The 13,352-nt window shown below is 70.2% G+C and carries 13 protein-coding genes and 1 riboswitch; of the genes, 3 read left to right on the plus strand and 10 right to left on the minus strand.

Annotated features, from left to right (window positions below; genetic code table 11):
* Positions 1 to 94 precede the first annotated feature (94 nt).
* The 3 genes from FKN01_RS20245 to FKN01_RS20255 form a co-directional block, all read right to left on the minus strand.
* Complete coding sequence (locus FKN01_RS20245; protein WP_185992915.1) at positions 95 to 1,120, minus strand: C40 family peptidase; 1,026 nt, start codon at positions 1,118 to 1,120, stop codon at positions 95 to 97.
* A 287-nt stretch (positions 1,121 to 1,407) separates the two neighbouring features.
* A complete protein-coding gene (locus tag FKN01_RS20250; protein ID WP_185992919.1) occupies positions 1,408 to 2,769 on the minus strand; it encodes an NYN domain-containing protein in 1,362 nt (453 codons plus the stop codon).
* Positions 2,770 to 2,807: 38 nt separating this feature from the next.
* Positions 2,808 to 3,050, minus strand: coding sequence for a hypothetical protein (locus FKN01_RS20255; RefSeq protein WP_143622605.1), 243 nt, complete (start codon positions 3,048 to 3,050; stop codon positions 2,808 to 2,810).
* Between the two features lie 159 nt (positions 3,051 to 3,209).
* Here FKN01_RS20255 and FKN01_RS20260 point away from each other — a divergent pair, with 159 nt between their 5' ends.
* Complete coding sequence (locus FKN01_RS20260; RefSeq protein WP_185992916.1) at positions 3,210 to 3,956, plus strand: rhomboid family intramembrane serine protease; 747 nt, start codon at positions 3,210 to 3,212, stop codon at positions 3,954 to 3,956.
* Positions 3,953 to 4,234, plus strand: coding sequence for an Lrp/AsnC family transcriptional regulator (locus FKN01_RS20265; protein ID WP_143622607.1), 282 nt, complete (start codon positions 3,953 to 3,955; stop codon positions 4,232 to 4,234). Before FKN01_RS20260 ends, FKN01_RS20265 begins: the two co-directional genes overlap by 4 nt.
* 33 nt (positions 4,235 to 4,267) lie before the next feature.
* On the opposite strand, the gene FKN01_RS20270 is transcribed toward FKN01_RS20265, so the two are convergent.
* The 6 genes from FKN01_RS20270 to FKN01_RS20295 all read right to left on the minus strand — a co-directional run bounded on the left by FKN01_RS20270 (position 4,268) and on the right by FKN01_RS20295 (position 11,413).
* Complete coding sequence (locus tag FKN01_RS20270) at positions 4,268 to 5,644, minus strand: aminotransferase class V-fold PLP-dependent enzyme (RefSeq protein ID WP_143622676.1); 1,377 nt, start codon at positions 5,642 to 5,644, stop codon at positions 4,268 to 4,270.
* A gap of 194 nt (positions 5,645 to 5,838) precedes the next feature.
* Positions 5,839 to 5,956, minus strand: a riboswitch (SAM riboswitch).
* A gap of 82 nt (positions 5,957 to 6,038) precedes the next feature.
* A complete protein-coding gene (gene trpD, locus FKN01_RS20275) occupies positions 6,039 to 7,103 on the minus strand; it encodes an anthranilate phosphoribosyltransferase (RefSeq protein ID WP_143622609.1) in 1,065 nt (354 codons plus the stop codon).
* A 122-nt stretch (positions 7,104 to 7,225) separates the two neighbouring features.
* A complete protein-coding gene (locus FKN01_RS20280; RefSeq protein ID WP_143622611.1) occupies positions 7,226 to 8,872 on the minus strand; it encodes a cytochrome bc complex cytochrome b subunit in 1,647 nt (548 codons plus the stop codon).
* Positions 8,869 to 9,924 (minus strand): Rieske 2Fe-2S domain-containing protein, encoded by a 1,056-nt coding sequence (locus tag FKN01_RS20285; RefSeq protein WP_143622613.1) that lies wholly within the window; start codon positions 9,922 to 9,924, stop codon positions 8,869 to 8,871. The genes FKN01_RS20280 and FKN01_RS20285 overlap by 4 nt, the downstream gene beginning before the upstream one ends.
* Complete coding sequence (locus tag FKN01_RS20290) at positions 9,921 to 10,730, minus strand: c-type cytochrome (protein ID WP_143622615.1); 810 nt, start codon at positions 10,728 to 10,730, stop codon at positions 9,921 to 9,923. Before FKN01_RS20290 ends, FKN01_RS20285 begins: the two co-directional genes overlap by 4 nt.
* 62 nt (positions 10,731 to 10,792) lie before the next feature.
* Positions 10,793 to 11,413 (minus strand): heme-copper oxidase subunit III, encoded by a 621-nt coding sequence (locus FKN01_RS20295; RefSeq protein ID WP_026171689.1) that lies wholly within the window; start codon positions 11,411 to 11,413, stop codon positions 10,793 to 10,795.
* Positions 11,414 to 11,615: 202 nt separating this feature from the next.
* On the opposite strand from FKN01_RS20295, the gene FKN01_RS20300 reads away from it, so the two are divergent.
* Complete coding sequence (locus FKN01_RS20300; protein ID WP_143622617.1) at positions 11,616 to 12,017, plus strand: hypothetical protein; 402 nt, start codon at positions 11,616 to 11,618, stop codon at positions 12,015 to 12,017.
* Positions 12,018 to 12,040: 23 nt separating this feature from the next.
* Here the strand turns inward: FKN01_RS20300 and FKN01_RS20305 are convergent, their stop codons facing one another.
* Complete coding sequence (locus FKN01_RS20305) at positions 12,041 to 13,297, minus strand: Ig-like domain-containing protein (protein ID WP_143622618.1); 1,257 nt, start codon at positions 13,295 to 13,297, stop codon at positions 12,041 to 12,043.
* Positions 13,298 to 13,352: the final 55 nt, after the last annotated feature.

Raw genomic sequence — 13,352 nt, forward strand, 5'->3', positions numbered from 1 at the left:
GGGCCACACACAGTGACGCCCCGCCGGTGACCTGTGGTCTCCGGCGGGGCGGGCGTCAGTACGGGGCGCGGGAATTCGCCCGTTCGGGCGCGGTTCAGATGCGCACGGCGGCGTAGATGCTGCCGATGGTGCTCATCGACTCGTAGCGCACGTAGGCGCCGGGGTACGGGGCGTGCAGGACCTGGCCGTTGCCCGCGTAGAGGCCGACGTGCTCGTTCCCGTTGAAGAAGACCAGGTCGCCGGGGGCCAGCTGGCTGACGCCGATCCGGTGGCCCTGGTTGACCTGGGTGTACGTGGTGCGGGTGATGTTGACGCCGGCCTGGGCGTAGGCCCACATGGTGAGGCCAGAGCAGTCGAAGGAGTTGGGGCCGGTGGCCGCGGGCACGTACGGCTTGCCCAGGCGGGTGGCGGCGGCGTTGAGGGCGGCGGCGCCGAGCCCGGAGGCGGGGACCTCGTTGCCGAGCTCGACCCGGGTGCCGGCGTCGCGGCTCGCGCGGGCCTCGTCCTGGCGGATCTTCGCCCGCTCGGCCTCGGTCAGGGTGTTGAGCAGGCGGCGCGCCTCGGCCAGCTTCGCCTGCTGCTTCTTCTTCTTCTCGCCGAGCGTCTTGCGGACGGAGGCGAGGTCGCTCAGCTTGTCCTGGGCCTCCTTGCGCTGCTGCGCGAGGGCCCGCTGCTTCTCCTGGACCTTGGACAGCGCCTCGGCCTGCTTGGCCGTCAGCTGGTCGAGCGCGGACGCCTGGTCCAGGAAGCTGTCCGGGTCGGACGAGAGGAAGAGCTGGACGGAGGGGTCGATGCCTCCGGAGCGGTACTGCGCGGCGGCGAGGGAGCCGAGGCCGGAACGGAGCTGGTTGAGCTCCTCCTGGCCGCGGGCCACCTTGTCCTGGATCGCATCGATCTGCTTCTCGAGCTTCTCCTGCTTCTCCTTGGCCCCGTTGTACTGCTCGGTGGCCGCTCCGGCCTCGTGGTAGAGCTTGTCGACCTTCGCCTTGACCTCGTTCTTGGTCGGCTTGGGGTCGGCGTGAGCGGCCTGGGAGGACAGGGCGACGGCCGCGGCTGCGGTCGCGGTGAGCACGGTCACACGAGTGCGGCTCGGCTGCTTGGGACGACGGTGGGACGCCACGAAGGCGAGCTCCTTCTTCCTCGAGCCGCCTACCGGATCTGTGGGGGGAGGAGGGTCCCCGGCTCCGTGCACGTCACGGACTCGGCGGTTCCTTCGCCGCCACCCCGGGTGGGTGATCGACCGCGCGAAGGTTCGAGGCCCGACCCTAGTGACCATCTTGTGATCAGTTCAAATCCTCACAGGAAAAAACTCGTCACACACGGCACTTCTTTACCCACACCCCACGGCGCGTAGCGGCGACTTGACGGACCGTTCCCTGATCTCGGCCGAACTCCCCGCAAGGAACGCTAAACCCGCGAAAGCCGCTTCAGGAGCAAGGCGGACGCAACGGGCCTGGCCCCCGCCTTCGCCACTCCGTCGGCCACCTCGCGGTCGGTGGAGACCACCACCACGGGCCGCCCCGGCGGCTCCGCGCGCGCCAGTTGACGGATCAGCTCGTCGGCGGTGACCCCCGGCTTGCTGAACAGCACCCGCACCCCGCGCGGCGGCGCCAGCAGCACCGGGGCGGCCAGCTCCGCCCCGTCGAACACACACGTCATCTCCGCGCCGGTGCGCGCCGCGAGGACGGAGAGCCCGCCGAGCAGCCGCAGCCGCTGCTTCTCCAACGGCATCTGCGGATAACCCGTCTTGGTGACGTTGTAGCCGTCCACGATCAGATGGGCCTGCGGCAGCGCCAGGAGCTGGTCGAGCAGCGCCGGGTCGGTCTCCGACAGGGCCCTGGCCGCGATGTCCTTGGGCGACATCCGGCCGGGCTCCACCGCGTCCACACCGTCCGCCGGCCGCATCGAGGAGGGCGGCAGCGCCAGTTCGCGCCGCAGCCCGCCGGCCGCCTCCAGCACCGTGTCCAGCAGCAGCCGCAGCCGCATGTCCTCGACCGAGCGCCCCTCCCGGGCCGCCCGGCGACTCGCCTCGGCCGACGCCTCCGCCTCCCCGAGCCGCGCCCTCAGCCGCCGGGTCTCGCTCTCGGCGGCGGACACCTGGGCGGCCGCCTCGGCGCGCACGGCCTCGGTCTCGGCACGGCCCCGGCGCAGCGCCGCCTCACCGCGCTTGACCTCGTTGAGCGCGCTGCGCAGCTTGCGCTGGAGGGAGTCCGCCTCCTTGCGGGCGGCGTCCAGCTCGGCGCGGAGCCGTTCGGTCTCGCTCTTCGTGTGCGCCCTGGCCTCGGCCAGCTCCTCGCGCAGCCGCGCCACTTCGCGCCGGCTCTCCTCGCCGGCCCGCTCGGCGTCGGCGCGCTGGACCTCCTCGCCGGCCGCCGCGACCAGCTTCACCCAGCCGTCGGGGCGCAGCACGTACGCCGCCGCCGCCACGTCCACCGGGTCGGCGGCGGCGGGCGGCGCGCCGGACTCCACGGCGTCCGCCAGCTCCGGCTGGGCCTCCCGGAGCCGGTCACCGATGCGGCGGCGGAACCGGTCGTCGTTCGCCACGGCGGCGGCCATGGCGTTCCCGGCGAACTTGGCGCGCCGCGACGCCGTGAAGCGGGCGTACTGCCTCAGCTGGGCGGGCAGTTCGGCGACCGTGAGACCGCCGAACGCGTCGGACACCAGCGCGACGACCCGGCGCCGTACCCCTTCGGGCAGCGGGCGGTCGAGCGCCTCCACGGCGTCGTCGGCCCGGTCGGCCGACGCGGCGCCGCCCTCGGGCTGCTCCACCATCCGTCACCCCATTGTGTTGTCTTGGCCCGGCCCCCTCAGGAGTCGGCACCCGGCCTGTCCACCAGCTCGATCTGGTCCACCGCGTTGCACCAACGACAACGGACCGACTCGATGGTCTCACTGACCACCTCGCGTTCCTCGACGCTCGACTTCCCGGCCAGGTCGAGGTGCACGTACTCCACGACCTTGGAGGACCGCGTCACGTCGAAGCGCGTGAGGTTCCCGCAGAGCGTGCAGCGCCAGCGGGTCGTGTCGGTCGGCTGGGGAACGGTCGTCATCGTGCGTCCTCTTTCGTCGAGCCGTGAGCTGCCGGACAAGGGTCTCGCGGTGCGCCGTCGAACTGCGGATGTCCACCTGTCACCCTACGGCCTCGGCGCTTGCGCCCGGCACGGCGAGGCGGTCTGTCCCGTTCGCTCCGTTTGCGTCATGCTCTGTTCATGATCGATCGGCGGGCCGCCGCGGGCAGGCTCCTGCGAGCGGCCACTTCGGGCGGGCCACCGGTGACGTACGCCCTCATCGCCCTGTGCTGCGCGGTCTTCGTGATCAGCCCGCTCTCCGGCTTCGTCCCGGTGCGCGGCGGGGCGGACGCGCTGCTCGCCGCCCAGGCGGGCTACTTCGAACGGTGGGGCGTGATCCCGAGCGAGCTGTGGGACGGCTCGGCGCACGCCCTGCTCACCCCGTTCACCGCACTGTTCGTGCACGGCAGCTGGCTGCACCTGCTGGGCAACATGCTGTTCCTGTACGTGTTCGGCGCGATGGCCGAGGAGCGCATGGGGCACACCGAGTTCGCCCTGTTCTACCTGGGCTGCGGCTACCTCGCGCTGCTCGCGTACGCCGCCGCGCACGCCACGTCCGACCAGACGCTCGTCGGCGCGTCGGGGGCGATCTCGGCGGTGCTCGGGGCGTTCCTCTACCTCTTCCCCCGGGCCCGGGTGACCAGCGTCTTCCCGTTCCTGCTGTTCCTGCCGCTGCGCTTCCCCGCGTGGGTGGTGCTGATCTTCTGGTTCGTGCTCCAGTGGCTGGCCGCCGAGGGCGCGGGGAGCGGCCCGGGCGTGGCGTACCTGGCCCACGTCGTCGGCTTCGCGACCGGGTTCCTCTACGCCTGGGGGCGCTACAGGCGCGACACCGGAGGCCCTAGAGTGAAGTCTTCAGCCACGGCCACCGAGGGAGAAACACCGCCGTGATCACCGCGATCGTGCTCATCAAGACCAGTGTGGACCGGATTCCCGAGATCGCCGAGGCCATCGCCGCGCTGGACAGCGTCAGCGAGGTCTTCTCGGTCACCGGCACCTACGACCTGATCGCCATGGTCCGGGTGGCCAAGCACGACGACCTGGCCGAGGTCATCCCCGGCCGGATCAGCAAGATCCAGGGCGTCGAGGCGACCGACACCCACGTGGCCTTCCGGACGTACTCGCAGCACGACCTGGAGGCCGCGTTCTCCATCGGCCTGGACGCGTAGGGCCTTTCCGCACCTCCGGCCGCCGCCCGGCCCTCAGACCTGGGCGGCGCCCCGGTCCGGCACGCAACGGCCGTCCTCGGTGCGGTACTTCCAGCGCGCCCCGTCGCTCACCAGCTCCCGGACCGCGCGCAGGAAGCGCTCGACGTGCTCGTCCGGAGTCCCGGCGCCGAAGCTGACCCGGATCGCGTTGAGGGACCTCTCGCCGGGCCGGGCCTCCGGCGCGCCGCACTCCCCCGCCTCGCCCGGGTCGCCGCCGAGCAGGGTGCGCACGAGCGGGTGGGCGCAGAAGAGGCCGTCGCGCACCCCGATGCCGTACTCGGCGGAGAGCGCGGCGGCGAAGTGGGAGCTGTTCCAGCCCTCCACCACGAACGAGATCACCCCGACCCTCGGCGCGTCGTCGCCGAACAGCGAGAGCACCTTCACCTCGGGGACGTCGGCCAGCCCGGTCAGGACCTCGCGGACGAGGTGCTGCTCGCGGGCGACCAGCCGGTCGAATCCGGCCTCGGTGAGCGCCTTGCAGGCGGAGGCGATGGAGTAGGCGCCGATGACGTTGGGCGAGCCGGCCTCGTGGCGGGCGGCGGTGGTGTGCCACTCGACGTCCACGCCGCCGTCCGCGCGCCGGGCCACCGTGCGGGAGGCGCCGCCGCCGGCCAGGTACGGTTCGGCGTCGCGCAGCCAGTCGGCCCGGCCGGCCAGGACGCCCGAGCCGAACGGCGCGTACAGCTTGTGGCCGGAGAAGGCGACCCAGTCCACGTCCAGCTCGGCGATGTCCACGGGGTGGTGCGGGGCGAGCTGGGCGGCGTCCAGGACGATCCGGGCGCCGTGCGCGTGCGCGGCGGCGGCCAGCTCCCGTACGGGCCACAGCTCGCCGGTCACGTTGGAGGCGCCGGTGACGCAGACCAGCGCCGGGCCGTAGGGCTCCCGGCCGGCCAGGGCCCGTTCCAGGACGGCGACGGCCTGGGCGGGGGTGCGCGGGGCGTTCAGGTAGGTGACGCGGGCGTCGCGCCAGGGCAGCAGCGAGGCGTGGTGCTCGGTCTCGAAGACGAAGACCTGGCAGTCGGCGGGCAGCGCGGCGGCCAGCAGGTTCAGCGAATCCGTGGTGGAGCGGGTGAAGACCACCTGGTCCTCGGGCCGGCAGCCCAGGAACTCCGCCACGGTGGCCCGGCTCGACTCGAAGAGGTCCGTGGACAGCTGCGAGAGGTATCCGGCGCCCCGGTGCACGCTGCCGTAGTACGGGGCGTAGGCGGCCACGTCGTCCCAGACCCGCTTCAGCGCCGGGGCACTCGCGGCGTAGTCGAGCGCGGCGTAGCCGACCTCGCCACCGGTGACCAGCGGGACGAGGACATCCTCCCCCAGAACCGGCAGCGGGGGACAAAGCGACTGGTCGGCGGCAGCGGTGAAGACGGACATGGCGAACTCCCGTAAGAGGCAGGCGAGTTCCGGGCGCATGCGGACATGCGGCAGCACGGAACGGAAGAAAAGGGGAATGTGCGGAGAAGGGCCTGGGCGGCAAGCCGCCGCCGGGGCCCTATCGCATTCGCTTGCTCACAAGAGGCTCCCTGAGGACCAAGGACCCCACGGGTGGACGTCACGCGACGTCGAGGGGTCCGCGCTTGCCGCAGACCTCGCTGCCTGCGGCCCGGTCTTCACCCGGGGCACCCCGCCACGGACGGAGGGTTGCCGGACAGCGGGCCGGGGCCGTAGTCGCTGTCACTCATGACCTGCGCAGCATCTTGCCATACGTACGGGAACGCGCAAGGCGCAGTCCGCGATCCGGACTGCGCCCTGGCTCACTTCGACGCGCTCACGCGTTGCTGGCGACGACCCATCTCTCCAGCGCCCGCCCGGCCGCACCCGAGTCGATGGCCTCGGCGGCCTCGGCCATCCGGGCCCGGATCTGCTCGGTGAGCGACCCCTCGCCCGGGTCCAGCGCGACCAGCGCCGCCGCCGAGTTGAGCAGCACGGCGTCCCGGACCGGACCGGTCTCCCCGGCCAGCAGCCGGCGCGCCACATCCGCGTTGTACGAGGCGTCGGCGCCGCGCAGCGCCTCCACCGGGACCAGCTCGACGCCCACGTCGCGCGGGTCGAAGGTCTCCTCGCGGACCACGCCGTCCCGGGCCACCCAGACCCGCGAGGTCGCCGTGGTGGTCAGCTCGTCCAGCCCGTCGTCGCCCCGGAACACCAGGGCGGAGTTGCCGCGCTCGGCGAGGACGCCCGCGACGATGGGGGCCATGCGGAGATCGGCCACCCCGATCGCCTGGGAGCGCACCCGGGCCGGGTTGGTGAGCGGGCCCAGGATGTTGAACGTGGTGGGCGCGCCCAGCTCCGCACGGGCCTTGGCCGCGTGGCGCAGGGCGGGGTGGAACTTCACCGCGAAGCAGAAGGTGATGCCCGCCTCCTCGGCGACCTCCACGACGCGCCGCGGGCTCAGCTCCAGGTTGACGCCGAGCTTCCCGAGCACGTCGGACGAGCCGCTGGCCGACGAGGCGGAGCGGCTGCCGTGCTTGACGACCTTGGCGCCGGTCCCCGCGATCACGATCGCGGACATGGTGGAGATGTTGACCGTCTTGGCCATGTCGCCGCCGGTGCCGACGATGTCGACGGTCCGGCCCGGCACCTCGATGGTCGTGGCGTGCTCGTACATCGCGCGGACCAGGCCGGAGACCTCCGTGACCGTCTCGCCCTTGGCGCGCAGGGCGACCGCGAAACCGGCGATCTGCGCGTCGGTGGCCTCGCCGCTCATGACGCGGTCCATGGCCCACGCGGTGGCGTCGGCGCTCAGGTCCTCGCCGCGCAGCAGGGGGGCCAGCACGCCGGGCCAGGAGAAGGCCGCCACGCTGTCGCCGCCGTCCGGGGTCACAACGTTCATGGTCCGCTCCTGGGGTCCACAGCCGATAGGGAAGGGCTCCACCCTATCGAGCCCCCCGGGACGGCGAAGAGCCCCGTCCAGCGGATGGACGGGGCTCTCGCCGTGGCGATCAGAACGGGTGATCAGTGGTGGCCGTGGCCGCTGGTGATCTCCTTGTACTCCTCGGCGGTGGGCTTGACGATCTGGTTGTTCTCGCCGTACAGGCTCTTGCTGAGCCGGGCCCGGACCTTGGTGATCCTGGAGACCTTGCGCTCCACGCCGTTCTCGTCGACCGTCGGGCCGATCTCGAGCGGCTTGTACTGCTCGTGGGCGGTGAGCTTGTACCGGGCCTCCGGCGACAGCGGCTCGTGGACCTCGACGAACTCACCGTGCGGCAGCCGCTTGATGAGACCGGACTCGCGGCCGTGCAGCACCTTCTCCTTGTCGCGGCGCTGGAGGCCGAGGCAGATCCGCCGGGTCACGACGAACGCGATGACCGGGCCGACGAAGAAGGCGATACGGACGAACCAGCTGATCGCGTTGAGCGAGAGGCTGAAGTGCGTCGCCCAGATGTCGTTGCCGCCGCCGATCAGCATGACGAAGTAGATCGTCACCCAGGCGGCACCGAGGGCCGTCCGGGTCGGCGCGTTGCGCGGCTTGTCCAGGATGTGGTGCTCGCGCTTGTCCCCGGTGATCCAGGACTCGATGAACGGCCACAGGGCCAGCGCACCGAGGACCAGACCGAACAGGACCAGCGGGATGAAGACACCCAGGACCAGCGTGTGGCCCCAGAGGTTGATCTCCCAGCCCGGCATCACACGGACGAAGCCCTCGGCGAAGCCCATGTACCAGTCCGGCTGGGCGCCCGTGGACACCTGGTCGGGACGGTACGGGCCGATGGCCCAGATCGGGTTGATCGAGGCGATCGCCGCGACGATCGCGATGAAGCCGAAGACCAGGAAGAAGAACCCGCCGGCCTTCGCCATGTACACCGGCAGCAGGGGCATGCCGACGACGTTCTTGTTGGTCCGTCCGGGACCCGCGAACTGGGTGTGCTTGTGGTAGAAGACCAGGATGAGGTGGCCGACCACGAGCCCGAGCATGATGCCCGGCAGCAGCAGGATGTGGATCGAGTAGAACCTCGCGATGATGTCGCCGCCGGGGAACTCCCCGCCGAACAGGAACATCGAGATGTACGTACCGACGATCGGCGTCGACAGGATCGCGCCCTGGGTGAAGCGGACACCGGTACCGGAGAGCAGGTCGTCCGGCAGCGAGTAACCGGTGAAACCGGTGAACATGCCGAGGACGAACAGCAGGAAGCCGAACAGCCAGTTGATCTCGCGCGGCTTGCGGTACGCGCCGGTGAAGAAGACGCGCATCATGTGCACGAACATGCCGGCCAGGAAGATGACCGCGGCCCAGTGGTGGATCTGCCGGACCAGCAGACCACCGCGGACGTCGAAGCTGATGTCCAGCGTCGAGGCGTACGCCTCCGACATCCGGATGCCCTGCATGGGCTCGTACGGGCCGTGGTAGACGACCTCGTTCATGCTCGGGTGGAAGAACAGCGTCAGGTACACACCCGTGAGGATGATGATGATGAAGCTGTACAGGCAGATCTCACCGAGCATGAAGGACCAGTGGTCCGGGAAGATCTTGCGCATGTTGGCCTTGGCGAGGGAGTAGATCCCCAGCCGGCCGTCCGCCCAGTCGGCCACCCGCTCACCGGCGGGCGCCTTGCGGTTGCCCGGCGCCGCTGCGCCGGGCGTGTTCGTCGCAGTACTCATCCGCGCTCCCAGAATGCAGGACCGACGGGCTCTTCGAAGTCACCGAGCGCCTGGAGGTTGCCCTCGCTGTTCACGCCGATCCGCAGCTGCGGGAGGGCGTGGCCGGCCGGACCGAAGATGACGCGGGCGCCGTCGGAGAGGTCGAAGGTGGACTGGTGGCACGGGCAGAGCACGTGGTGCGTCTGCTGCTCGTACAGGCTGATCGGGCAGCCGACGTGCGTGCAGATCTTCGAGAAGGCCACGATGCCCTCGTGCGCCCACTCGCGCTCGCGCTTGTCCTTGATGTCGTCCGGCTCGATGCGGATGATCATCAGGGCGGCCTTGGCGATCTGCGTCTGGAAGTCCTCGTCGTGCTCCTCCAGGCCCTCGGGCATGGCGAAGGTCAGCGAACCGACGACCACGTCCTCGGGACGCAGCGGCTCCATCGTGTTCATGTTGACGAGCTGCTTGCCCTCGGCCCACAGGGTCTTGCGGAGCTTCTTCTCCGGCAGCGGACCCAGGTCGCGCAGCAGCATCACGCCGGAGAGCGGCACCAGGGCCAGCGCGCCGAACATGGTGTTGCGGATCAGCTTGCGCCGGCCGAGCGCGGACTCCCGGGCACCGTCCGCGAAGTCGGACAGGACCTTCGCCTTGACCTCGGGCGTCGCCTCGATGGCGTGCCGGTCGTCGGCGACCTCGACGTCGGACATCAGGGTGCGCGCCCAGTGGACGGCGCCCGCGCCGATCAGGAAGAGCGCCAGCCCCAGGGTCAGGCCCAGGGAGAAGTTCAGCGCGCTGACGTGACCGAACGGGAAGATGTAGACGATCTTGTCGACCGGGAAGATGACGTAGGAGGCGATGAAGCCCACCGTCGCCACCATGGACAACAGGAACATGAGCGCGACGGTGCGCTCGGAGCGCTTCGCGGCCCGCTCGTCGATGTCCTGGATGCGCGGCTTGTGGGCCGGCAGCCCCGGGTCGGCGAACGGGTCGTCGTGCGCCTTGTCTACCGCGCCGTGCGCGGCGGCCTGCTCGTCGGGCAGGTTCTCTTCTGGAATCTCTTGGCTACTCATGACTTCTTGGCCTTAGCGGTGTGGGCCGCGACCCAAATGGCAACTGCGATCAGACCGCCCAGACCGAAGATCCAGCCGAACAGACCCTCGCTGACCGGACCCAGGCCACCGAGAGCGAGGCCGCCGGGGGACTCGGCTTCGGAGCTGTTCACGGTCTTGACGTAGGCGATGATGTCCCGCTTCTGCTGCTCGGGCATCGTCGAGTCCGGGAAGGACGGCATGCTCTGCGGGCCGGTCAGCATGGCCTCGTAGAGGTGCTTCGGGCTCACGCCCTCCAGGTTCGGCGCGTACTTGCCGTTCGTCAGCGCGCCGCCCCGGCCGGTGAAGTTGTGGCACTGCGCGCAGTTGGTACGGAACAGGTCACCGCCCTTGGCGATGTCCGCGCCCTCAGGGCTGACCTGGCTCTTGGTCGGGACGGCCGGACCGGCGCCGAGCGACGCGACGTAGGCCGCGAGCTGGTCGATCTCGGCCTGGCTGTAGATGACCTTCTTCTTCGGTACCTGGGCGCCCGGCTGCTGCGCGGGCATGCGGCCCGTACCGACCTGGAAGTCCACGGCGGCGGAGCCCACGCCGACAAGCTGCGGCCCGTCGGAGGTGCCCTGACCGCCGGTTCCGTGGCAGCTGGCGCAACCGACGGAGTACAGCTTCTTGCCCTCGTCGATGGCGAGGGACTGGGCGGTGTCGTCGGCCTGCGCCTTACTCGCGGGCGCGAACGCGGCGTACAGCCCCCCGGTGGCCGCCAGCGCGAGGAGTAGTACGACGACCGCCGCCAACGGATGGCGTCGTCGTGCGGAGAGCTTTTTCACGGATTACCCCGGTGTCAGGATCTTCTGCGTCGATGCTGGATGTGGTTCGGGCTCGGGCCCGGTTACTTGATCATGTAGATCGTGGCGAAGAGGCCGATCCACACGACATCGACGAAGTGCCAGTAATAGGACACGACGATGGCTGCGGTCGCCTGTTCATGGGTGAACCTCTTGGCCGCGTACGTCCTGCCCAGGACGAGCAGGAAGGCGATGAGACCGCCTGTCACGTGCAGACCGTGGAAGCCGGTGGTCAGGTAGAACACCGAGCCGTACGGGTCGGAGGACAGCGAGAGGCCGTCCTTCTTCACCAGCTCGGTGTACTCGAAGACCTGGCCTCCGATGAAGATCGAACCCATCACGAAAGTGATCACGAACCACGCACGGAGCTTCTTCACATCGCCCCGCTCCGCGGCGAAGACGCCGAGCTGGCAGGTGAGTGAGGAGAGCACCAGGATCGTGGTGTTCGTCGCCGAGAACGGGAAGTTCAGGGCGGACGCCATTTCCTTCCAGTGTTCCGGTCCGGTCACCGATCGCAGGGTGAAGTACATCGCGAAGAGGGCCGCGAAGAACATCAGCTCGGAGCTCAACCAGATGATGGTTCCGACGCTGGTGAGGTTCGGTCGATTGACCGACGGGTGCGCGTGCCCGGTTTCTACTGTCGTTGCTGTCGCCACGACCGACATTATGTCGGTCGCTTATCCCGCCCTCACTCCGGGGGGTGCCGTTCGGTGTGTCAGAGGGGTGTGTCCTGCCCGAACGGCCCATGGAAGGGCTGTGCGAACCGGTGCTGACAGGGTGTCGGGCGGAGTACGATCCGCGCATCGGACGGCTCTCGCCCACCGAGCGCCCCGAGTGCCCCGAAGACACGGATGTCACGGAGGAACCATGCAGCCGACCGCCACGGTCCTGGTCTACAGCGACAACGCGCACACCCGTGAGCAGGTGAGGCTGGCAGCAGGGCGCAGGCCCGCGGCGGACGTGCCGCCGGTGGAGTTCCTGGAGTGCGCCACCCTGCCCGCCGTCCTGGACGCCCTGGACCGCGGGGGCGTCGACGTCTGCGTGCTGGACGGCGAGACCGCTCCGGCGGGCGGCATGGGCGTCTGCCGGCAGATCAAGGACGAGGTCTTCCGCTGCCCGCCGGTGCTGGTCCTCATCGGGCGCCCGCAGGACGCCTGGCTGGCCACCTGGAGCCGCGCGGACGCCGCGGTGACGCTGCCGGTGGAGCCGGTGGAGTTCGCGGACTCCCTGGCCGCCCTGCTGCGTACACGGCTGTCCGTGGGGGCCTGAGCCCCCACGGACGGGTTCCACGGTCAGACCTGGGGGCGCAGCCGCGCCGCGCTGACCTTGTCGACCTTCGGTGCGGTGGTGTCGTTGTGCAGCGCGCTGCCCTTCTGCCACTTGGCCCAGGACAGGTTCCAGTCGCCGTAGCCGTTGTCGAAGGGCGTCATCGTCTCGCCGTCGCTGCCGACGACGCTGACGATGTCGCCCTCGCGCACGGTGTTGAAGAACCACTCGGCCTCGCTGGTGCTCATGCCGGTGCAGCCGTGGCTGACGTTGGCGTACCCCTGCGAGCCGGTGGACCAGGGCGCCGCGTGCACGTATTCGCCGCTCCACGTCACCCGGGTGGCCCAGTAGACGTCGAGGTCGTACGACTCCGAGGAGCCGGCGGCGATCCCGATGGATTCCCCGCGCATACGTACGTACTGCTCCTTCCCGAGCACGACCTTGACGCCGTTGCGCGTGTCGAACCCGGGTTTGCCCGTGGTGACTGGGATGGTGTTGATCACTTCGCCGTTGCGGAGCACCGTCATGGTGTGTTCCGAGGCGTCCGTGATGGCCTCGATGCGGTCCCCCGTGGTGATCTTCAGCGCCTTGGCGGGGGCCCCGTAGAGCGAGTCGGTGACCTTTATGCCGGTCAGGTTGGAGCTGACTTCGATGCCGGCCTTCGCCGGCCAGTACTCCTTGGGCCGGTAGTGCAGCGTCTTGTCGTCGACCCAGTACCAGGAGCCGGTGACGGCGGGCGTGGAGCGGACCCGCAGGCCGCGCTCGACGGTGGCGCGTGAGGCGTTGTCCGTGACGGGGGCGCTGAGCGTGGCGACGAGGGGCTGGCCCACGCCGTAGGTGCCCGCCCGGGGGCCGAAGGTGACCTGGAGGAACTTGGTGGCCTTGGCGGTGTCGAAGGACATCGTGCGGTTGCCCGGGGCCCCGTCGCCGTCCTCCATGCGGACCTTGACGGTGTAACGGGTCCCTGCGGCCAGCGGGGCGGTGGAGTGCCACCGGTGTCCGTCGGCGTCGAGTTCGCCCGCCAGATGGCGTCCTGCGGCGTCCACGGCCGATACGTCGGTGATCCGTCCGTCGTCGGCGTCGACCCGGATCTCCAGGGGCTTGTCCGGGTCGACCTCCTTGCCGCCGTCTGGCGTGTTGAAGGAGACCTGGTCGGCCGCGTCGAACGGCTGGGCCGACAGCGGGTGGTCGTCGGAATCCCCGCAGGCTGCCGCCCCGGCGACCAAGGTCGCGGCCAGCAGAGTGCAGCTCACTACGGGACGGATGCGCAGCGTGTGGTTCATGGACTCAACGTAAGAACATTCGTCCGTTTCAGCGCGCGGGACGAGTGCAAACGGG

Origin of the sequence: Streptomyces sp. 130 (genome assembly GCF_007096885.1) — a bacterium.
Classification (GTDB): Bacteria; Actinomycetota; Actinomycetes; order Streptomycetales; family Streptomycetaceae; genus Streptomyces.